Genomic DNA, 21,402 nt, shown 5'->3' with positions numbered 1-21,402 from the left:
TTAAGAAAGATTAGGGGTTTCAATTAAAAAGTCAAATATTGGTTAAAACGAAATAGTGAAAAAACTACAAGAATTAAAATTTTGGTTTAGTTTTTTTATCTTTTAAAGTAATGGAAGAATTAGACTAATCCGAGGTCTTTAGTAATGGCTATAAGATGTACATTATTCGTAGCTTTGAAGTATACTTTTAGTTTATTAATGCGTTTTTCTAAACTGCTGCTCCCATTAGGAATGATTCTGGAATCTTTAAATTCAAATGAAATCTCGTCCAGAGTGAATCCTTTAGATAAGGACTTTAAAAGCGCAATATCATAGGCTTCAATTTCTATGAGCGATTTGTCTTTCATGGCATGATTGATTTCGGAAGTTAATTTGATTTCTTCATTGTTGTAAACATGATCAATGGCTTTTTTGAGTTCTGGAATACTGTCTCTGCCTTTAGATATGTAGGCGTTTATTCCTAAATTATTGAAGAGGGATTTTACTCTAAAAGATTTGTCTTCAATAGAAAATACAATTATCTTGATCTCTGGTTGTACTTTTCTTGCAGCTTCAATAAGTTCTTCACCAGAATTTAGTCTATTCTCACGATGGTCTTTTTTAAATGACAGATCGCTGATTAGTAAGTCATACGGAATCCCATCATACAGAGCTTTTTTAATTTTCAAAAAAGCATCATCACAATATTTAGAATGGTGAATCTCTGTAATAGAAAGGTCTTCCAGCGCATGGACAACGGCAATACTGATACTGTCTAGATCTTCGGCAACTAAAACTTTATGAAACATAAGCATTTGTGTTATATTGGAAAAATAAATTGGATTTTAAATCCTGTATTGGATTTCGTATCAAAAGTAATGGTTCCTTTTATAGCACGAATACGGTTTTCCACATTTAGGAGCCCATTTTTTGAATTTAATTCATTATTTCCTATTCCAATTCCATTATCAGTGTAATCGATTTGCAATTTATTTTTATTTTCTTTAAATGTTAGCACTACTAAGCTGCATTTACTATGCTTTTTCATATTTACAAGTAATTCTTGAAGTACGCGATAAACAATAATTTTTTTATGATTTTCCAAAGTTGACCAAGTTATAGTGTCGATCCCAATGGTTAATACATTGACCATATCAGTATTAAATCCAGACATCATTTCTTTCAAGTGAGAAAGAAATAAAGATCCCGTTTCTATTGTGTTGTTTTCTCTGGAGATATTTCGAGTTCTGGAATAGATACCATCCAGATTAGTTAGTAATATTTCTTTATTTTGGCTCTCTGATAAATCTTTTGTTTCAGCAAAAGCGATACTTTGGTATATATCATTTGCTAATTCATCATGAAGTCTTTTTGCAATTCGAATCTCCGTATTGTAAGTTGCTTTTGTTTTCTCTTTATTATTCTTTGCCACAAGGAGATTAGAGATGAAAAGACTTATTAAAATTATTGTCCCAACTACACCATAAAACAGTAAATTTCTATTTTGCTCTTTTTCTTCCTGTAGTATTTTTTGAGCTTTTAGTTTTAAATTTTCCTCTTTTTCTTTTGTGGAATCGTACCTGATTTTTGCAAATTGATTTTTTGCCTTTTGTCGTATTTTATTTATACTATCATTGATTTGCAGATAGAGAAGAGAGAATTTTTTTGATTGGTTTACAGGTGTATTTTTTATCAGTAACTCCAAGCATTGTAAACGGTCATCAACACTATTTAGCGTAGTTGCTTTTTCATATGCCAAATGAGCATAAGTATCGGATAAACTTGGATTTTTTTCTTTATAAAACAATGAGAGATAATAGAAACATGAATTCATTCCCCGGTGATCTTTTATACGAATTCTTATTTTTAGGGATCTATTTAAATAGCTTAAGGCTCTTGAATCTCCTACTTTGTAGTATGAATACCCTAAATTACAGAGTACTCTAGAAAATGTTTCGTTATTATTTAATACCTCTCTTTTTAAAGTTAAAGGGTAGAGAATTTGTATAGCATGTTTATAATCTCCTTTTTCTATATATATTACAGCTATATTGTTCTTTGTATCTGATTTTCGCAGTTCATCGTTTTTTAAATTTAATGCCTTGGCGTAATAATATAGTGCTTTTTGATAATCTTGTGTGCACAAGTAATTAATCCCAAGAATAATATAAATGTTCCACTTATATTTAGGATTTGTAGTTTTTTCTAAAATTGGGAGCGCTTCCATAGCTGTAGACTCACTTCCTGCATAATCACCTTGATTTTGTTGAATAGTAGCTAAGTTTGATATTGAATAAATGATTTTGGAAATGTCGTTATTTACATAACTAGCAGATTTTGCTTTGCTAAAATAAAAATAAGAACTATCATATTCTGATTTTTCAAAAAAATTGTCACCAAGTTCAATAAGTCTATCAATTTCAACTGTACTGTGTTTTTTTATGATAGTATTCTCCTCCCTTTTTTTACAGGATTGAAGCAGTAAGAAGGTGGTTGATAATAAAAACCAAAAGATTAAATGTGTTTTTTTTGAAGCCATCTTTCGAAATTACAGAAATTAATTAGATATATTGGAAGTTTTTGAGTGCTATATTTTTTATTTTTAGACACAAAAAAACCCCAATCTTACGACTGAGGTTTTCTATATAAGTAAGTAATGTAAATTGAGTTGATAAAAAACGTTTATTTTACTTTATTAAGTACTGCTTTGAAAGCTTCTGGGTGATTCATTGCTAAATCAGCAAGAACTTTACGGTTCAATTCGATTCCGTTAGCTTTTACTTTACCCATAAATTGTGAATAAGACATTCCTTCCAATCTAGCTCCAGCGTTGATACGTTGAATCCATAAAGCACGGAAATTTCTTTTATTCACTTTTCTGTCACGATAAGCGTAGCACATTGCTTTCTCTACCGCATTCTTAGCAACTGTCCAAACGTTTTTACGTCTACCAAAGAAACCTTTGGCTTGCTTCATTATTTTTTTTCTTCTTGCTCTTTTAGCAACTGAATTTACCGATCTTGGCATAATTTTGATGTGTTTTTGTAGCAGGCGGCTTGAATTGAATCAAAAGCACTTAATGGCCATACTCCAAGGTTATTTTAAATTGTTTTAACCTAAAGATTATTTAGTCAAAAGTATTCAAAGTTGAATGTCGAAAGTCTTTTAAGACCTTTGACTTTACAACTTTAAGCCTTAATTAAATAATTCTTAATTGTTGTTTGATGCTTTTCATATCTGTTTTGTGAACTAGCGCAGAGTGTGTCAATGCTAATTTACGTTTTTTAGATTTTTTAGTCAAGATATGACTTTTAAAAGCATGCTTTCTTTTAATCTTTCCAGAACCAGTAACTTTAAAACGTTTCTTGGCGCTAGATTTGGTTTTCATTTTAGGCATTTTTTCCTAGTATTTTAATTTATTCTTACTTACTTATCTTTGGTCTAAAGTATGAATGTCTAAAGTATGATTGTCAGTAGCTGGCTTTCTTACTTTAAGACTTTTGACTTTAAGACTTATTTCTTTTTCTTAGGAGCAATGAACATAATCATTCTCTTTCCTTCAAGAACAGGCATTGCTTCTACTTTACCAAATTCTTCCAGATCTGTGGCTAATCTCAATAATAAGATTTGACCTTGATCTTTATAAATGATTGAACGTCCTTTAAAAAATACAAAAGCTTTCAATTTTGCACCTTCTTTTAAGAATTTTTCCGCATTCTTTCTTTTAAACTCATAATCATGCTCATCTGTTTGGGGCCCAAAACGAATCTCTTTAACGACTACTTGTGTAGATTTCGCTTTCAGGATTTTATCACGTTTCTTTTGCTCGTAAACAAATTTCTTGTAATCCATTATTTTACAAACTGGAGGCTCCGCATTAGGAGATATCTCTACTAAATCCAGTTCGAATTGATCCGCTAATCTTAAAGCTTCCGAAAGTTTAAAAACTCCTGGTTCAATATTCTCACCTACAAGTCTTACTTCTTGTACACCACGAATAAGATTATTTATTCTATGTGCATCCTTTTTTTCTACGCGAGGTTGATAACCTCTGTTGCTTCTTATTGCTATGACTTTATAATTTAAGTTAAACTGTAAATACTTTTAATGTTTTGTTGATTTCTTCATTTACAATAGCAACAAATTCTTCTATTGTAACGGTGATATTTCCTTTTCCTTCTTGTCCATGACGACGGATAGAGATTGTACCATTTTTCTCCTCTTCCTCACCTACAATCAACATAAACGGTGTTTTTTGCATTTCGGCATCTCTGATTTTCTTCCCGATTGTCTCGTTTCTATTGTCTACCAGGGCGCGAATTTCGTGATTTTCTAGCAAATCTAAAACTTTTTTCGCATATATTTCATATTTCTCGCTCAAAGACAATATTATAGCTTGTTCTGGCATCAACCATAGCGGGAAATTTCCTGCAGTATGCTCTAATAAAATAGCGATAAATCGTTCCATGGATCCAAAAGGAGCACGGTGAATCATCACAGGTCTGTGTAATTCGTTATCAGATCCTTTATAGGTCAAGTCAAAACGTTCCGGTAGGTTATAATCCACTTGAATCGTTCCTAATTGCCATTGTCTTCCCAAAGCATCTTTTACCATAAAATCCAATTTTGGACCATAAAAAGCAGCTTCTCCATATTCAACTACGGTGTTCAAGCCTTTGTCTGCAGCAGCATTTATAATTGCATTTTCTGCTTTTTCCCAATTTTCGTCAGAACCAATATATTTATCTCTATTTTCTTTGTCTCTTAAAGATATTTGAGCGGTAAAATTTTCAAAACCTAATGAGCCAAAAACATACAACACCAAATCGATTACTTTCTTAAACTCTTCATCGAGTTGTTCTGGAGTACAAAAAATATGTGCATCATCTTGTGTAAAACCTCTTACACGAGTTAAGCCGTGTAATTCTCCACTTTGTTCGTATCGGTAAACGGTACCAAATTCAGCATAACGCTTTGGTAAATCTTTGTACGACCAAGGACGTACATTATAAATTTCACAGTGATGAGGGCAGTTCATCGGTTTTAGCAAAAACTCTTCTCCTTCTGCAGGTGTAGTGATTGGTTGAAAACTATCTGCACCGTATTTCGCATAATGTCCTGAAGTTACATACAGTTCTTTTTGACCAATATGTGGGGTTATTACTTGCTCATATCCGCCTTTTTTTTGTGCTTTTTTCAAAAACTGTTCTAATCGATCTCTCAAAGCGGCTCCTTTTGGCAACCATAAAGGTAAACCTGCACCAACTTTTTGTGAAAAAGCAAATAATTCTAATTCTTTGCCTAATTTTCTATGATCACGACGCTTTGCCTCTTCTAGTAAGAGAAGGTATTCTGTCAGCTCTTTTTGTTTTGGAAATGAGGTTCCGTAAACACGGGTCAGTTGTTTGTTTTTTTCATCACCACGCCAGTATGCACCGGCTACACTCATGATTTTCATCGCTTTGATTATTCCAGTATTTGGAATATGACCACCACGGCACAAATCAGTGAAAGTAGAATGATCACAAAATGTAATGGTACCATCCTCAAGATTCGAAATCAATTCGGTTTTATAAACGTTGTCTTTATATAATTCTAAAGCAGCTGCTTTAGAAACTGGGCGTAATTTAAATTCATGTTTTTCTCTTGAAATTTCAAGAACCCGATCTTCAATCTTCTTGAAGTCAGCATCCGTGATTTTTTGATCTTCAAAATCTACATCGTAATAAAATCCATTTGAAATCGCTGGTCCAAGAGTTAATTTTATCCCGGGATACATTTCTTCAAGAACTTGCGCCATGACATGTGAAGTAGAGTGCCAGAACGCTTTCTTTCCATCGGCATCATTCCAGGTGTACAATGTAAGACTTCCGTCCGTCGTCAAAGGAGTTGTTGTTTCCACAGTTGTACCATTAAAAGAAGCCGAAATTACATTTCTGGCAAATCCTTCACTAATGCTTTTAGCAACATCCATGGGAGTTACTTCTGGAGCAAATTCTCTAATTGACCCGTCGGGCAAAGTAATCTTAATCATTGTTTGATATTTTAAGAATGCAAATATAGACCATTACAAAAACACAAACAATATATAAGTAAGGTTTGTTAGTCTAAACAGTATAATCTAAAGCGTTTAATTAGAATCAATGTTTTTTGAAAAATAATTTTCTGTATAGTGCATAAATTATAGCCAACGATTCCCTAAATAAAGGATCTTAGGTTTCAATACTATTCAATAAATAGTTCATGTATCCAATGCTGTTGAATTCAAAACTATAAATCTATTTTTTTTAGTTCTTTGTAATTGGCATACAAACGGCGTAATAAAATTCCATACAATACTCTGTAAAACAACCAGAATGCTCCTATAAAAACGATACTTGTAACAATTAAGAAACCTACTGTAATAGCCATGACTTTGGTATTTGCGTCAATTTGGCTCTTTAATGCATTCATTTCAGGATTATATGCAAATGCAATTACAAATCCAATAATCAAACTTAAAATTAGCATAGCTAAATTGTACCAAACATAATATTGAACCGTTCTGCGGGTTTTGAGGATATCTTGCATCAGTTGTTTGGTGGCAGCGGTGGTCGAAATCAAAATGTAATTTTTATAAAACAAATAAATAAAAATCAATATTACTGCATAATTAAAATAGGTCAATACTTCAAAATATGGAATTAATTCAACATGATTTATTCTCTTCAAATACTCATCTGAGTTGAAACAAACACTAAGGCAAGTCCAAAACAAAACCTCTAAAACGCTGATAATCAATATCCATTTCACTATCGAAGATGATTTTTTATGGATCATTTTGTAAATCTCAATTTCCGATACTTGGTCAAAAGAATTATCATTCTTCTGCCAGTCTTTTTTTAATAAATCCAGCTCTTTCATATTCCTAATGGATTTAATATTTTTTTTAATTTCCCTTTTATTCTATTCATTTTAACCCGGGCATTTACTTCGCTAATTCCTAATGTTTCTGATATTTCATGATAATCTTTATCTTCGAGATACATAAATATTAATGCTTTTTCAATGTCATTCAACTGATAGACCGCATTGTACATTAGTTTTAATTGTTCCTCCTCTTCATAGTCATATTCTACATCATTCAGGAAATGGTGTCGTCCTTCAAACTCGATAGTATTTATGGATCGTTTTGTTTTTCGATACAAAGTAATAGCAGTGTTTAAAGCGACGCGGTAGGCCCAAGTAGAAAACTTACTGTCGCCTCTAAATTTTGGAAAAGCCTTCCACAACTGAATTGTGATTTCCTGAAACAAATCTTTGTGTGCATCTTCACCATTAGTATACAACCTACAAATCTTGTGGATTATATTCTGATTTTCCTGCAGCTGCTTTACAAAAGAATGTTCTAGATTATCACTCATATATACGTTAGTAAGTCAATACGGGTTTTTGTTACACGGTAGGATCTTTTTTAGTAGCACAAATTTTCTATTCATCAAAAAGACTCGTCCCGCTGTTCATTTCAATCTTTATTTTCTGAGAAAATCAAAAAAATAAAGGATTTTCAATGCCATCGGGGCTAATTTACGCCTTTTGTTCTAGTAATGTGTATTCCACAAAACAAAAAGAATATGCCTTTTGGATAGGATTTTCCTTAAGCAACGACATTTTAACCTCAATGGTAATTACAAATGGGGTTCGAAAGAACGTTTGTATTAAAATTATAAGATTAAGCTACGGTATTAGATAGGTATAATTTAATTTTGCAAGGACTAATGGTTGATGTAATAAAAAAGCCTTTTATGAAATTCATAAAAGGCTTTTGGCACTTTGATTATTGATGATCTATTTTTTACAATCAGAATAATCAACATTAAAAGTATATTTTTTATCATTTACTTTTTTAACAGAAGGATTATTTCTGTGGTCCGGTTTGTAAGCTGCTCCTGTTCCTAAATCTATACCAATACCTAATAATCCGAATGAGAAAACACTTAAAATAAAGTTTCCTGTTCTGAAGGCATTATTGAAGGTTTGCTTTTTAGCATCACAACCATCTTCTTTTAATTCTACATTTAATACTTTGTTTCTTGGAAATAAAGCAGTTACTTGTCCATTACCCATTTTTTGGCCATCAACATAAATTTCTGCATTTGGACGGTCTTTAGCAACGATTGTGCCTTCATATTTACTTCCTCCAAACATAACACCACAGCTGTTTAACAAAACTAGCATTGATAATGAGACCACAACAGTTGAAATTCTTTTTTTCATAATTGAAAGATTTTTTTTTAAAGTTTAAATTAATTATGTAGCTAAATTAGTAATAATAATACTGTAAATGCAAATATTTTTTTAACTTTTAATTACTGATAATTTACATTGAGTTATATAAAAGTCATTGGAGGCAAATTTCTTAAATCTTCACTAACTTTGGAATTCATCACATTATTTTAAATATGAACATCCCAAATTCAACTTTACCCAGAATAGTAATTATAGGCGGTGGTTTTGCAGGAATTGCACTGGCCAAAAAATTAAAAAATAAAAAAGTTCAGGTTGTTCTTTTAGACAAACACAATTACCATACTTTTCAACCCTTGTTATACCAAGTGGCTACTGGAGGATTAGAGGCGGGTTCTATAGCTTATCCCATCCGTAAAGTAATTCAGGAATATGATGATGTCTATTTTCGGCTTACTAACGTTCAGGAAATTGATGCCAAAAATCAAAAAGTAATTGCCGAAATAGGTGAATTAAGTTATGATTATTTGGTAATTGCTACTGGTTCTAAAACCAATTATTTTGGAAATAAAGAGATTGAGCGTAATAGTATGGCTATGAAAACCATACCGCAATCGCTGAACATTAGAAGCCTTATCCTTGAAAATTTTGAACAAGCAGTTCTCACCACAGATGTTGTTGAACAAAATAGTCTGATTAATTTTGTACTTGTAGGTGGTGGCCCAACAGGAGTAGAGCTTTCAGGGGCTTTAGCCGAAATGAAAAAAGCCATTCTGCAAAAAGATTACCCTGACCTTGATATTGCCAAAATGGAAATCAATCTCATTCAAAGTGGGGATAGAATCCTAAATACGATGAGCGAGGCATCTTCACAAGCCGCAGAAAATTTTTTAACTAATTTAGGCGTGAAAATTTGGAAAAACGTTCGTGTCACTAATTATGATGGACGCACCATAACCACAAACTCCGATTTAACTTTTGAAACGGCTACCGTTATCTGGACTGCAGGAGTCCAAGGTGCTCTTGTTGCAGGATTGGATGCAAAAGCACTGGTTGAAAAAGTAGAACGTATTCGGGTAAACGCATTCAATCAAGTAATAGGATACGATAACATTTTTGCCGTAGGTGATATCGCATCGATGGAAACTGAAATTTATCCAGAAGGACATCCCATGATGGCGCAACCCGCAATGCAGCAAGGAGAATTATTGGGTGAAAACTTAATTAAGTTAATAAAAAAACAACCTATGGACCCTTTCGAATACAATGACAAAGGTTCGATGGCAACTATAGGAAGGAACAAAGCCGTTGTTGATTTGCCGAAGTATCATTTCAGTGGTGTTTTTGCCTGGTTTGTCTGGATGTTTGTCCACTTATTTTCACTGATAGGATTCAAAAATAAGGCCGTCGTTTTCTTGAATTGGGTGTACAACTACATTCGATTTGACCGAGAAGGAAGATTAATTATCAGGCCCTACAAGAAGAAAAGTTTCATGACATTTACGAGTGATGAAGTGTAATTGGCAAAAACTATAAAGTCAAATGTAGAAAGTTTTTATAGTAGATTGTTATTTTACTATAAGACTTTTGACTTTTAAACTTTAGGATTGAAAATCTTTTTCCTTATAATAATTTACCATTAAATTCACGAATTTACTATAGCCTTCTATACCGTCTTTTTGTTGGTTGACTTTTAAAAATTGATCATAAAAAGCATGGAAACCCTTGTCGATAATCGTATCGTATTGCTTCCAGAATTCCTCACTTTCCTTGTAGTTTTTCAAGATTCCGGGATGAACGGTTTGTAGCAGTTGTTTGAAAATTGTCTCGTCCCGAGCCTGCCAATTTCCTAAACAATAACGCAAAGCCATACTGTATCCAGAATATTGAATGTAGATATTGTCATTTTTTATTGAAGCTAAAAATCCAATAAAATTGCATTCGCTTTCGCTGGCATAGCCTATTTGGTGCGCCATTTCATGGTTAGTTGTCATGGGGAAGCTATACATCGGTGCTAGATAATTGACTTGGGCTTCATTGGTAAACGGATTCAAATAGCCTCCAAAACCCATGTAGGTCAGAGGTAAACTGAGGAGTGATTTCTTTGTGCTCAACTTGGAGTATGAAAAATAAGGGTAATCTGCAGCTAGGTTTTTGTATCCATTCAGACTCATTTTGAAAGCCTGTTCTTGCGAGTAAGGGAACACCACTTTTAAACGCTCATTTTTTGTGATTTGAGTTTGAATTGCATTGGTTTTGCTAATTATTTTTTGAGTGAAAGCCAATAAATCTGCATCCGAATATTCTTTTTGAATATCCATTTTTTCAAAAAGTGGCTGGCGGTAATAGTTGAAAGCCCATAGCGAATGAAATAAAAAATAAAATACGGAAATACAACTTAAAATGGATAAAACAGACGTTTTCCATTCGGATCTCCATGTTTTTCGTTTGTTCCAAAACCATTTAATAATCAAAAAAATAATAATAAAATAAAGGCAATCCCCTACAGAAAAAGGAATTCTCCCTAAAAGAGTTCTTGAAAATTTGGAAAGTATTGGATATAGCCCATTGCTGTATAAGTGTTCTACTTGTTGTGGGAAATAAGGCAGAATCTGTAAAATTATTATTTGGGCCAATAGAAAAAAGGAAAGAAAATATTTTGTTCTCACAGGATGAATTTTGATGTCGTAAATATAATTACAATATCAATTAGTATCGATAAAGAAATTAAACTTTGTAACTTTGAGCTTTGTAAATGTAAACCTCAAATAAAAATAAATGAGTCAAGAAATAAGAAATCTGGAACCTAAAGCACTTTGGAATAAGTTTGCCGATTTGAATGCTGTACCTCGTCCTTCCAAAAAAGAAGAGCGTGTGATTGAGTTCATGAAAAATTTTGGGAACAGTCTTGGATTGGAAACTTTTGAAGATGAAATTCGCAACGTAATTATCCGCAAACCGGCTACTGCTGGAATGGAAAACCGAAAGCCGATTGTTCTTCAAGGGCATTTGGATATGGTGCATCAAAAAAACTCAGATACCATTTTTGATTTTGATACCCAAGGGATTGACATGTATGTCGATGGTGACTGGGTTCGTGCCAGAGGTACTACTCTTGGTGCGGATAACGGGCTTGGAGTTGCCACAATTATGGCAGTTTTAGAAAGTACTGATATTCCGCATCCTGCTATCGAAGCTTTGTTTACTATTGATGAAGAAACGGGAATGACGGGTGCTTTGAATTTAAAAGGAGGAATTCTTCAAGGGCAAATTCTTTTGAACTTAGACACGGAAGAAGATGATGAAATCGATATTGGTTGTGCAGGAGGAATTGATGTGACGGCAACTGCAGAGTATGATGAAGACGAAACTCCGGAAGGTTCTGTAGGGTATACGATTACAGTAAAAGGATTGAAAGGCGGTCATTCAGGAATGGATATTCATAAAGGTTTAGGCAATGCCAATAAAATCATGAACCGATTATTATTTGATGGTTTTGATAATTTTGGTTTGCAAATTTCCGAAATAAAAGGAGGGAGTTTGCGTAATGCAATTCCGCGTGAAAGTGAAGCTAAAGTAATTATCGCCCAAGTGTACGACGAAGCTTTTGTTTTTGATATGCAACAGATTGTAAACGAAATCAAGACAGAGTTTAAAACAATGGAACCTACTTTGGAAGTTGTTTTTCAAAAAATGGAAACCCTTCCTGCTAAAGTAATGCCTTCTATTGCTCAGTTTTACTTTGTGAGAGCTATGTATACGGCACATAATGGTGTGTATAGGATGAGTGCAGATTTGGAGGACTTAGTAGAGACTTCAAATAATATTGCCAAAGTAAGTATAGGGGCAGGAAAGCTTTCGGTACAATGTTTAACGCGTTCGTCTGTTGAAACGTCAAAATTTGATCTGGCAAATGCCTTGCGATCTGCTTTCGAATTAATGGGTTGTGAAGTAGAATTTTCCGGCTCTTATCCTGGATGGACACCAAACTCAAACTCAGGGATTTTAGATGTTTTGGTAGGGATATACGAAAAACAAAATAATGAAAAACCAAAAGTAGTGGCGTGTCATGCAGGACTAGAATGTGGTATTTTGGGAACTAATTACCCTGAGATGGATATGATTTCTTTTGGGCCAACAATTCATGGCGCACATTCGCCTGATGAAAGAGCTAGTATTTCCTCTTCACAAAAATTTTGGAAATTTGTATTAGAGATTTTAGCCAATATACCAGTGAAGTAAAATTTATTGTTCAAGATAAAAAAATAGTGTTCAGTATCAAAAATACTGAACACTATGCTTTAGATACTAAGTACGAGTTTTTAGTCTCTTTTCGGACTATTTTTTTTGTCTCTTTTTTCTTCTTTCTTTTCTTTTGCCGTTTTTAAAGGCTCTTTCTTAGCTGTTTTCTTCGCGTCTTGACTTTTTGCCATGATATGGATATTTAAATTTTGGTTGTATGTTTTTGATAGTAGTAAATGTAAAAAATATTTTTGATTTGTTTTAAATATTATATCAAAAAATCCCCATCAATGATTAATAATTCGGTGCCTTGGGTTGAAAGGGAGCGGTGTGAACTCAAATTATCAGACACTACATAAGTCATTCCTTTTGATAATTGAATTTGTTCCCCACTTTCAAGTTCGCTACTGAAAGCTCCTTCAAGACAATGCACAATATGTCCTTTTTGACACCAATGGTCAGCTAAATAACCATTAGAGTAAATCACTTTGCGTATCCGAAGTCCGCCAATTTGAAACGTTTGCCAATGTACGGTCCCCGTGTCTCCGTTGTGTTCCGTTTTTTCGATTGTATCCCAATTAATGGTTTGGAAAGGTATAGTAGACATAGTTTTTATTTATTTATTTATTTAATTCCCATTAGAATTCAAAGCTAACACCTTTAAAATTAAAATTCCCCAACTGCTTTTAGGAATTGGGGAATGCTTTAATGTGTTGAAAAGAGTAATCATAAAGCAATAGCTTTTTATTTTTTCTTTAAAACCTTATATTCTTCATAGCAACCACTTATGGCATCCATGATTTGTAAGTCGTTAGCTGTTTTTATAAAAGATTCAGAGTAGTTGCAGCGTTGTAAAATTTCAGCAATCTCATTTTTATCTACGCCCAAAAGCACGGATATGGTTTCTCTGTCAAATTTAGATTCTAAAAGATTCCGTACCGTGTCATCTTTCTTCATTTCTTTCAGTTTCTTGAGCTCTTTTGGATTTTTACCAAAAAAATTATAAAGTACATCTGCGGGATTAAAGATGGAACCAAGAACTCTTCCAAACGCATTAGGAGAATATTCACCTGCCTCATATCCTTGAGTTAATCCGGAAATGCTATACCTGAAATTTTCTCTTACGGGTATGATTTTAGTGTCTACTTCTAAATAGCCTGTTAAGTTAAAGGGACGGATTACTACTTCTTCAAGTGCTATGGCTTTTTCGGTAAGCTGTATTTTAGTGCTTTTATTTTTGATCCAGTCATTAGTAACTCGAATACGTAACGATTGAAATCCCAGACTCGTTACATGTAAGGTGTCATTAAGTTGTACATCTATTACAAAATATCCTCTAGAATCAGTAGTTGCGCCTCTAACTTTATTAATATTAATAATGTTGACGCTAGTTATGGGTTCTTTGGTTGTGTTGCTAATGATGATACCATTAACTTTTTGGGAGGGTTCTTTAACTTGCGCAAATGCGGTTGCAGAAAATAGTAAAAAAAAGAAAACTACAAAATATTTCATAAACTGATTTAAAACTTTAAAAGTAATAAAAGTGTATTAGATATTTTGTAGTTTCAATATAATTATAAGAAAATTAACAATGAATGTTAGTCTTTTCTTGGTCTTCTTGGTCTTGGTGCATCTCCAAACCCTTCAGAACGTCTTGGAGCTCTATCAGAACTACCTTCGTTTCTTGGAGCTCTATCAGAAAAACCACCTTCTCTTGGAGCTGAGCTTCTTCCGCCGAAACCACCTTCTCTAGGAGCCGAACTTCTTCCGCCAAATCCACCTTCTCTTGGAGCAGAACCTCTGTCGCTTCTAAATCCGCCTGAACCTTCTTTTCTTGGAGCAAAACTTCCTTCTCTTCTTGGAGCAGCACTTCTTCCGCCACCAAAACTTCCACCAGAGCTTCTTCCGTTATGGTCACGTCTTCCGCCACCATCATTTTTAGAAATTTCAACATTGATTCTACGTCCTTCTAATTGTACGTTGTTCAATACTTCCATTACTTTATCAGTATGTTCTGGATCAGTGTTAAAGAAAGAGAATCCTTCTTTTACATCTACTTTGAAAACGTCATCACGACCTAAGTCTAATGTTTCTTTCAAATAATCTTTCAATGACATCCAATCAAAGTTATCTCTAGAACCTATGTTCACAAAATATCTTGTTGCACCGCCGTTGTTATTTTCTCTTGGAGCACCATCTCTATCATCACGTTCCCGTCTTTCAGAACCTGAAGCTTGATTAGAAAGGTCTCTTGTTTTCTTGTAGTAATTGATAAAACGATTGAATTCAACCGATACCATTTTCTTGATTAATTCTTCTTTTGATAAATCTTCAAGTACACTGTTTATTGCAGGAAGATAGTTGTCAATTTCGTGATCAACTTCTACGTCTTTAATTTTATTAGCTAAGTGTAACAATTGGATTTCGCAGATTTCGATTCCAGAAGGAATTGTTTTTTCTTCGAATTTTTGTTTGATGATTCTTTCAATTGAAGAAATTTTACGCAATTCACTTTTAGTGACAATTACAATAGAAGTTCCTAATTTACCAGCACGACCAGTACGACCAGAACGGTGATTGTACGTTTCTATTTCGTCAGGTAATTGGTAGTTTACAACATGAGTAATGCTATCAACGTCAATTCCACGAGCAGCAACGTCAGTCGCTACCAGCATTTGGATTTGTCTTCCTCTAAAAGATTTCATTACACCATCACGTTGCGCTTGAGATAAATCTCCGTGCAATGCAGCAGCACTGTATCCGTCTTCTACTAATTTTTCGGCAACAGCTTGCGTATCTCTTTTAGTACGACAAAAAACTACAGAAAAAATGTCTGGATTAGCATCAGCTAAACGTTTCAAAGCTTCGTAACGGTCACGTGCATTTACAAGGTAAAATTCGTGAGATACTGTAGCAGATCCTGAATTTTTAGCACCAACTGTAATTTCAATTGGATCAGTCATAAATTGTTTTCCAATACGTGCTACTTCAGCAGGCATTGTTGCGGAGAACAACCATGTGTTTTTTTCGTCTGGCGTAGTAGAAAGGATGTTTACGATATCTTCGTAGAAACCCATGTTCAACATTTCGTCAGCTTCGTCAAGAATACAATAGTTGATTTGAGAGATGTTTACTAAACCTCTATTAATCATGTCTTGCATTCTTCCTGGAGTTGCCACAATAATTTGTGCGCCTCTCTTTATGTCTCTCGCTTGTTCTGTTATGCTAGCTCCACCGTAAACTGCTACCACATTAATACCTTTTTCGTATTTAGAGTAGTTTTTAATTTCGTTGGTAATCTGTAAACAAAGTTCGCGTGTTGGAGATAAAATTAATGCTTGTGTGTTTCTGTTGTTGGCATCAATTTTCTGAATAACTGGAAATCCAAAAGCTGCCGTTTTCCCTGTCCCTGTCTGAGCCAACGCAACCATATCTGTATCTTTTTCCAATAATAGGGGAATCGCTTTCTCCTGTACTTCGGTCGGATTTTCAAATCCTAGATCTAAAATCGCCTTCAGTAACGATTCACTCAATCCTAATTGTTCAAATTTATTCATATGTATTTTTAAAATAGGGTGCAAAATTACTGTTTATAATTCATATAAACTAATGCTATTTTAAGATTTAATGATTTATTATAATTTGATTATCAGAAAGTTATATTTTTATTTTCAAATATTAAATTTAATTTGTATAATTCAGTGTCAATTAATGACAATGGTTAAGTTATTTTTCATGAAAAACAGGTTTTTCATTCTTTTTTTTATTTAAGAACTTTATTAATTGTTGAGTTGCCTTTCCTCTGTGGCTGATTTTATTTTTTATTTCTAATGATAATTGAGCAAAAGTTTCAGAAAAGCCCTCTGGTTGGAAAACGGGATCATATCCAAACCCTTGATTCCCTGTTTTTTCTAAAGTGATTTCCCCGCGAGCAATTCCAGTAAAATGATATTGCTGGCCTTTTAAATTCAGTGTAATTACCGTTTTAAATTGTGCCTTTCTATTACTTTTATCTGATAGAGCCGCCAGTAATTTATTCATGTTGTCAACAGTATTACGTTGTTCCCCAGCATATCGTGCAGAATAAACACCTGGTTCTCCATGCAAAGAATCTACCTCAAGTCCAGTGTCATCTGCAAAGCAGTCGTACCCGTACTTTTCAGTAACATAATTGGCTTTTTGAATTGCATTACCTTCAATGGTATTTTGTGTTTCTGGAATTTCTTCAAAACAGCCGATACTTTCCAAACTTAAAATAGTTATCGATGCAGGAAGCATACTTTGTAATTCCAGGATTTTATTTTTGTTGTTGGAAGCGAATACGAGTTGCATTTTTTTAATTTTAATTTTCAAATATACATTTTCTAAATAGCAAGAATCGTTATTGTTACTTTTTTATTTGTAAGGTTTTATATTCGAATAATAATTAAGGAGAATTTAGTGTTTGAATTACTATTTCACAAGTAATAAATTAAAGTTAAAATACTGTTATTCAATATAATATAGTTTTTTTAATTGTAAATTTGAATGTTGTTTTGATTAATCAATTGAATATTTCACCAATCTAGGATGATACTATTCAGATAGTCAATTATACTGAACGGTAAAGTTGATAATGATGAATCAAAATGAACAATTGGAGGTCTTTAATAGACCTCCTTTTTTTATGATTTGTAACAGAAGTTTTTTAAATGAATTAAAATCGAATATTTCGGCATAATAATACAAACAAAAAAATCTATTAATTTATGTTCTTAAGATGTTATTTTTGGGTGTTAATTTATAGTTAAATAGCTATTTAATAATGGTTTATACTCGTATCTTTGAGTATGGTTTTGGTTTATTGTTGAATATATCCATCTGTAAGGAGAAGAGTATTTTTTAGTCAGAGTTGTCGCAAGATTTAAACTGATAACAACACACCAAAGTCCATATCAGGAGGCCCTTTAAAAAGGCCTCCTTTTTTTATAATTTTCAAACAGAATTATGAATCAAATTGTTTTCTATTATTTAGGGATAGATTTAAAAATTTAATAGGAACGATTGCATTATTCTTTAAGTTTTTAAAAAGCAATTGTTTTAAAAAAGAAATAAAAATACGCCTGTTAATTATTAGTTAAAATACTGTAAATTAAGTGTTTATGATTTATTAATTGTATCTTTGATTATGGTTTTGGTTTATTGTTGAATATATCCATCTGTAAAGAGAAGAGTATTTCTTAGTTAGATGTGTCGCAAGACATAGACTGATAACAACACACCAAAGTCCATATTAGGAGGCCCTTTAAAAAGGCCTCCTTTTTTTTGATAAACTTCTAAGTAAAAAATATTTAAATTTGTCAAATAATTTTGGATGCAAAAAGATATTATTAGCTATGCTAATAGCTTGTCATTCTTTTATTTACTAGATACTGCACCAGCAAACATACAATAGTATTATAAAAAAAATAGTTCTTGGGATGTAAATTTTATTGTCTACCATTGAAACTAAATTTTTCTCTCATTGTAAAGTCATTTCACATAAAATATGCTGTAAATACGGAACGTTTGTGCATTTAAAATGATATATTTGAAAAACAATCTTTTAGTTTAAAATATATTTTTTTTTAAAAACTAAAACATTGTTTTTAACGTACATACTATGTTACTTAATTATAATTTATTAAACATGAGTCAAGAAATATACAAACAGATTTGTGCTAGCTTGAAATTGTTATTCTTCATTTTGTTTTTTTCAAACTCTTACTCACAATATATCTTTAGAAACGATACAATACTTCAAGAAGTTTCTTTACATAAGTTTACCACAATCACTGATGTAGGTCAAAGGAATTTAGATATTAAGTATGTGATTGCTAATTATAGTCTATTGAAACCTTTTAAACTTAAAACAGAAAGTGATGATTTAGGTTTTACTAAAAATAATTTTTGGTCAAAAACAGAACTTATCAATCCTACAAATCAAGCATTAAGTTATTACTTAGAAACCGCCAGGCCCATAACTGATTTAGTTGAATTGTATAGTGTTGACGGGGAAACTGGAGCAATTACTAAAGAAGTAAGTGGTGATGCTATGAAATACTCTGAACGTAGTTTTGATAACCGTAAAACTATTTTTAAAATTAAATTAGCGCCAAAATCCAGTCAGCAATTATATTTACATTTAAAAAGCGACGGAGAAGTAATTAAAATGCCTGTAATGTTGTATTCATCTGAAAGTTTCATAAAGATGATTTCCAATGAGCAGTTGTTTTTTGGAATTTTTTATGGAATATTGACAATTGTTTCCATTATATACTTTTTTTTCTATTTTGCTTTACGTGAAAGAACATTTTTGTATTACAGTTTATATGTTGTTTTTATAGGGTTAATGCAATTTTCATTAGATGGTTATTTTTACGAGTTAGTTACGCCGCAGGGAGGTTGGTTTTCTCTTCGTGCAGTATTGTTTTTTGCAATGATAGCCGGTTTTTTATTGGGTAAATACAGTGAAGTTTTCTTAAATATTAAAAAATATAATAAAACAATTTATATCCTTTTTAATATCGTTTATTTTTTAGCGTTCCTGTTAATTGTCTGTATACTTTTAGTTCCGTCAGCTCTAGCCATAAGCTATCCCTTGGCAAACGTGCTTGGATTATTGATTCTTATTCTAATCATTTCTTCAGTCATTTATCTGTATTACAAGAACAAATATGTTGATGGTTTTTTTACTATTGGTATTTTCTTTTTAATTCTTGGTTTTGGGATCTTCATTCTCAATAATTTTGGTCAAGTTCCTAATTCATTTTTAACTGAAAATAGTTCTAAATTAGGGACAGGTATGGAGGTTATTTTCCTTTCGCTATCGATGGCAAACTTAATCCGGAATCTTAAAAATGAAAAAAATGAACTCAATCGTCTGGCTTTAGTTCGATCCGAAGAAATGAATGATTTAAAATCGTATTTTTTATCAAATATCAGTCATGAATTGAGAACGCCGCTCAACGCTATTATGAATTTAATTGATTCTATTTCTAATGAAGTACAAGATGATAAAATCAGGAAAAATTGCCAAATCATAAAATATTCTTCTCACAGTTTACTGAGTTCTGTAAATGATATTTTAGATTTTTCTAAAATTGAAAAAGGAGAATTAAAACTGGAAAAAAATCAATTTGATCCGGTGCAGGTTTTTGAAAACCTAAAGAATAATGCCACTAACATTGCTTCAGAAAAAGGATTGCGATTTGAGTTTTCTAAATCAGATTCAATTCCTGATTTTTTAATTGGAGATGTTAATAGATTGAATCAGATTATCAATAATGTTTTGAATAATGCTATTAAATTTACTTCGTCCGGTTTTGTAAAATTTGATATTGATGCGGAACTAAAGTCGGGTAATAAAGTGCGTTTGATTTTGACAGTATCGGACTCCGGAGTTGGAATTTCGAAGGATAAAATTGAAAGTATTTTTGATTCATTTTCTCAAAATAAAATCGACAACAAGCGAAAATTTGGCGGACTGGGTTTGGGTCTTTATATAGTGAAGACTTTAGTCGATATGCAAAATGGTACAATTGAAATGAACAGTAAAATCAATGAAGGAACAACTTGCGTTATTACAATAGATTTTGATGTGTCAACCGAGCAGAAAAATACAGAAACTTTTGCTACAGTAGTTATTGAGGATTTGGGAGGCAAGTGCATATTAGTAGTTGAGGATAATCCCATTAATCAAATGGTGATAAAAATGATTACTAAAAAATGGTTGAATACGACTGTTGTCTTTGCAAATAATGGACAGGAAGCATTGGAAGCATTTAACACCAATCAGTTTGATATAGTATTAATGGATTTACAAATGCCTATAATGGACGGTTATGAAGCAACAATTGCTATTAGAAATGGAGAAGCAGGAGCGCATAATAAAAACATTCCCATTATAGCAGTAACGGCTGATGTTATGGAAACTACAAAAGATCGTGTAAAGGAAATAGGGATGAATGATTATCTGTCTAAACCAATTAAGAAAGAAACGTTATACGAGGCTGTCAAAAAGTTAGTTTAACTAAATCGTAATCGAACATAAACGTGTTTTATACCTTTTTTGTCAGAATCTCTTTCATCTATTTCCAGAATATCAGTTAGTGATTTTAACATTGGTGTAAGTTTAGAAAAGCCATAATTTCTGGGATCGAATTCTGGTTTTTTCTTTACAATGAGATTGCCAACATCTCCTAGAAATGCCCAACCACTGTCATCTGCGATATCCTCTATTGTTGACTCTATCAATTCGATGGTATGTAAATCGACCTTGTTTAAACTTTTTGGTGGTGCTTTCTTAGCATCAGTCGTAGTTCTTTTAGGTAGTTTCTTTTTAATTGCGCCATCTAAAACTTCGATGTAAATAAATCGATCACAAGCAACAATAAAAGAATTTGGAGTTTTCTGTTCTCCAATTCCAATGACTTTCATTCCGGACTCTCGAAGTCTAATAGCCAAACGTGTAAAATCAGAATCACTTGAAACAATACAAAAACCGTCGACTTTGTCTGAGTACAACAAATCCATGGCGTCAATAATCATTGCTGAATCTGACGAATTTTTTCCCACCGTGTAACTGTATTGTTGAATAGGAGTAATAGCGTGCTCCAGTAATACACTTTTCCAACCTCCCGCATTTGGCTTGGTCCAATCGGCATAAATGCGTTTTGTCGTGGGAGTACCAAATTTAGCAATTTCTTCCATCATTCCTTTTACATTACTATAGGGAACATTGTCTGCATCAATTAGAACGGCCAATTTTAATTCTTTTGTATCTTGTGACATAAATTTAAAGTTGAAAATATATTCAAATATACAAAGTTTACGGCTTAAAACGAATTTTTAGCTCTGATCAAAACGACATCTTTTTGTGCGATTTTTTGTTCAGTAACAAAAAGGTAATATAGATCATTTTATAGGTAAAAATGT

18 protein-coding genes are annotated in these 21,402 nt (G+C 32.7%); 3 read left to right on the top strand and 15 right to left on the bottom strand.

Features of this window, described 5'->3' with window-relative positions; genetic code table 11:
- Positions 1-119: 119 nt before the first annotated feature.
- The 9 genes from ACNQF9_RS00380 to ACNQF9_RS00340 form a co-directional block, all read right to left on the bottom strand.
- Complete coding sequence (locus ACNQF9_RS00380; protein WP_417989402.1) at positions 120-788, bottom strand: DNA-binding transcriptional response regulator; 669 nt, start codon at positions 786-788, stop codon at positions 120-122.
- Positions 789-799: 11 nt separating this feature from the next.
- Positions 800-2,518, bottom strand: a complete 1,719-nt coding sequence (locus tag ACNQF9_RS00375) for an ATP-binding protein (RefSeq protein WP_417989401.1) — start codon at positions 2,516-2,518, stop codon at positions 800-802.
- Positions 2,519-2,661: 143 nt separating this feature from the next.
- On the bottom strand, positions 2,662-3,006 hold the full coding sequence (gene rplT, locus ACNQF9_RS00370; RefSeq protein ID WP_035633036.1) for a 50S ribosomal protein L20: 345 nt from the start codon (positions 3,004-3,006) through the stop codon (positions 2,662-2,664).
- Between the two features lie 172 nt (positions 3,007-3,178).
- A complete protein-coding gene (gene rpmI / locus ACNQF9_RS00365; protein WP_022827375.1) occupies positions 3,179-3,376 on the bottom strand; it encodes a 50S ribosomal protein L35 in 198 nt (65 codons plus the stop codon).
- Positions 3,377-3,492: 116 nt separating this feature from the next.
- The gene (gene infC, locus ACNQF9_RS00360; protein WP_379852977.1) at positions 3,493-4,050 is read right to left on the bottom strand and encodes a translation initiation factor IF-3; all 558 of its coding nucleotides are present in this window, start codon (positions 4,048-4,050) and stop codon (positions 3,493-3,495) included.
- A 16-nt stretch (positions 4,051-4,066) separates the two neighbouring features.
- Complete coding sequence (gene thrS / locus ACNQF9_RS00355; RefSeq protein ID WP_417989400.1) at positions 4,067-6,013, bottom strand: threonine--tRNA ligase; 1,947 nt, start codon at positions 6,011-6,013, stop codon at positions 4,067-4,069.
- A gap of 236 nt (positions 6,014-6,249) precedes the next feature.
- Positions 6,250-6,882: a hypothetical protein gene (locus tag ACNQF9_RS00350; RefSeq protein WP_417958245.1), complete on the bottom strand. Its 633-nt coding sequence runs from the start codon at positions 6,880-6,882 to the stop codon at positions 6,250-6,252.
- Positions 6,879-7,382, bottom strand: a complete 504-nt coding sequence (locus ACNQF9_RS00345) for an RNA polymerase sigma factor (protein ID WP_417958244.1) — start codon at positions 7,380-7,382, stop codon at positions 6,879-6,881. Before ACNQF9_RS00345 ends, ACNQF9_RS00350 begins: the two co-directional genes overlap by 4 nt.
- Before the next feature lie 424 nt (positions 7,383-7,806).
- Entirely contained in the window at positions 7,807-8,235 is a 429-nt protein-coding gene (locus ACNQF9_RS00340) for a hypothetical protein (RefSeq protein WP_417989399.1), read from the bottom strand.
- Positions 8,236-8,420: 185 nt separating this feature from the next.
- Between ACNQF9_RS00340 and ACNQF9_RS00335 the strand changes: the two genes are divergently transcribed.
- Positions 8,421-9,725, top strand: coding sequence for an NAD(P)/FAD-dependent oxidoreductase (locus ACNQF9_RS00335; RefSeq protein ID WP_417958242.1), 1,305 nt, complete (start codon positions 8,421-8,423; stop codon positions 9,723-9,725).
- A gap of 81 nt (positions 9,726-9,806) precedes the next feature.
- Here ACNQF9_RS00335 and ACNQF9_RS00330 read toward each other — a convergent pair whose 3' ends face one another.
- Entirely contained in the window at positions 9,807-10,874 is a 1,068-nt protein-coding gene (locus ACNQF9_RS00330) for a DUF3810 domain-containing protein (protein WP_417989398.1), read from the bottom strand.
- Between the two features lie 109 nt (positions 10,875-10,983).
- Between ACNQF9_RS00330 and ACNQF9_RS00325 the strand changes: the two genes are divergently transcribed.
- Positions 10,984-12,447 carry an aminoacyl-histidine dipeptidase gene (locus ACNQF9_RS00325; protein ID WP_417958239.1) on the top strand — a complete coding sequence of 488 codons (1,464 nt, stop codon included), beginning with the start codon at positions 10,984-10,986 and terminating at the stop codon, positions 12,445-12,447.
- Between the two features lie 268 nt (positions 12,448-12,715).
- Here ACNQF9_RS00325 and ACNQF9_RS00320 read toward each other — a convergent pair whose 3' ends face one another.
- The 4 genes from ACNQF9_RS00320 to ACNQF9_RS00305 all read right to left on the bottom strand — a co-directional run bounded on the left by ACNQF9_RS00320 (position 12,716) and on the right by ACNQF9_RS00305 (position 16,779).
- The gene (locus tag ACNQF9_RS00320; protein ID WP_417958238.1) at positions 12,716-13,054 is read right to left on the bottom strand and encodes a DHCW motif cupin fold protein; all 339 of its coding nucleotides are present in this window, start codon (positions 13,052-13,054) and stop codon (positions 12,716-12,718) included.
- 137 nt (positions 13,055-13,191) lie between these two features.
- Positions 13,192-13,959 (bottom strand): carboxypeptidase-like regulatory domain-containing protein, encoded by a 768-nt coding sequence (locus ACNQF9_RS00315; protein WP_417958236.1) that lies wholly within the window; start codon positions 13,957-13,959, stop codon positions 13,192-13,194.
- Between the two features lie 86 nt (positions 13,960-14,045).
- Entirely contained in the window at positions 14,046-16,004 is a 1,959-nt protein-coding gene (locus tag ACNQF9_RS00310) for a DEAD/DEAH box helicase (protein WP_417958235.1), read from the bottom strand.
- 169 nt (positions 16,005-16,173) lie between these two features.
- The gene (locus ACNQF9_RS00305; protein ID WP_417959380.1) at positions 16,174-16,779 is read right to left on the bottom strand and encodes a non-canonical purine NTP diphosphatase; all 606 of its coding nucleotides are present in this window, start codon (positions 16,777-16,779) and stop codon (positions 16,174-16,176) included.
- Positions 16,780-18,115: 1,336 nt separating this feature from the next.
- Between ACNQF9_RS00305 and ACNQF9_RS00300 the strand changes: the two genes are divergently transcribed.
- Positions 18,116-20,497 carry a hybrid sensor histidine kinase/response regulator gene (locus ACNQF9_RS00300; protein WP_417989397.1) on the top strand — a complete coding sequence of 794 codons (2,382 nt, stop codon included), beginning with the start codon at positions 18,116-18,118 and terminating at the stop codon, positions 20,495-20,497.
- Here ACNQF9_RS00300 and ACNQF9_RS00295 read toward each other — a convergent pair.
- A complete protein-coding gene (locus ACNQF9_RS00295) occupies positions 20,494-21,258 on the bottom strand; it encodes an NYN domain-containing protein (RefSeq protein WP_417958233.1) in 765 nt (254 codons plus the stop codon). The genes ACNQF9_RS00300 and ACNQF9_RS00295 overlap by 4 nt on opposite strands.
- Between the last annotated feature and the right edge of the window lie 144 nt (positions 21,259-21,402).

Origin of the sequence: Flavobacterium amylolyticum (assembly GCF_048284335.1) — a bacterium.
In the GTDB taxonomy this organism is placed as follows: domain Bacteria; phylum Bacteroidota; class Bacteroidia; order Flavobacteriales; family Flavobacteriaceae; genus Flavobacterium.
This window is presented reverse-complemented; position numbering and strand designations above follow the sequence as displayed.

What these genes read in the sequence shown, in the direction of transcription:
- ACNQF9_RS00345 (WP_417958244.1), bottom strand. Translation starts at nt 7,382, where the DNA reads ATGAGTGATAATCTAGAACATTCTTTTGTAAAGCAGCTGCAGGAAAAT.
- ACNQF9_RS00350 (WP_417958245.1), bottom strand. Translation starts at nt 6,882, where the DNA reads ATGAAAGAGCTGGATTTATTAAAAAAAGACTGGCAGAAGAATGATAAT.
- ACNQF9_RS00335 (WP_417958242.1), top strand. Translation starts at nt 8,421, where the DNA reads ATGAACATCCCAAATTCAACTTTACCCAGAATAGTAATTATAGGCGGT.
- ACNQF9_RS00340 (WP_417989399.1), bottom strand. Translation starts at nt 8,235, where the DNA reads ATGAAAAAAAGAATTTCAACTGTTGTGGTCTCATTATCAATGCTAGTT.
- ACNQF9_RS00320 (WP_417958238.1), bottom strand. Translation starts at nt 13,054, where the DNA reads ATGTCTACTATACCTTTCCAAACCATTAATTGGGATACAATCGAAAAA.
- rplT (WP_035633036.1), bottom strand. Translation starts at nt 3,006, where the DNA reads ATGCCAAGATCGGTAAATTCAGTTGCTAAAAGAGCAAGAAGAAAAAAA.
- ACNQF9_RS00305 (WP_417959380.1), bottom strand. Translation starts at nt 16,779, where the DNA reads ATGCAACTCGTATTCGCTTCCAACAACAAAAATAAAATCCTGGAATTA.
- thrS (WP_417989400.1), bottom strand. Translation starts at nt 6,013, where the DNA reads ATGATTAAGATTACTTTGCCCGACGGGTCAATTAGAGAATTTGCTCCA.
- ACNQF9_RS00315 (WP_417958236.1), bottom strand. Translation starts at nt 13,959, where the DNA reads ATGAAATATTTTGTAGTTTTCTTTTTTTTACTATTTTCTGCAACCGCA.
- ACNQF9_RS00300 (WP_417989397.1), top strand. Translation starts at nt 18,116, where the DNA reads ATGAGTCAAGAAATATACAAACAGATTTGTGCTAGCTTGAAATTGTTA.
- ACNQF9_RS00325 (WP_417958239.1), top strand. Translation starts at nt 10,984, where the DNA reads ATGAGTCAAGAAATAAGAAATCTGGAACCTAAAGCACTTTGGAATAAG.
- ACNQF9_RS00375 (WP_417989401.1), bottom strand. Translation starts at nt 2,518, where the DNA reads ATGGCTTCAAAAAAAACACATTTAATCTTTTGGTTTTTATTATCAACC.
- ACNQF9_RS00380 (WP_417989402.1), bottom strand. Translation starts at nt 788, where the DNA reads ATGTTTCATAAAGTTTTAGTTGCCGAAGATCTAGACAGTATCAGTATT.
- ACNQF9_RS00295 (WP_417958233.1), bottom strand. Translation starts at nt 21,258, where the DNA reads ATGTCACAAGATACAAAAGAATTAAAATTGGCCGTTCTAATTGATGCA.
- rpmI (WP_022827375.1), bottom strand. Translation starts at nt 3,376, where the DNA reads ATGCCTAAAATGAAAACCAAATCTAGCGCCAAGAAACGTTTTAAAGTT.
- ACNQF9_RS00310 (WP_417958235.1), bottom strand. Translation starts at nt 16,004, where the DNA reads ATGAATAAATTTGAACAATTAGGATTGAGTGAATCGTTACTGAAGGCG.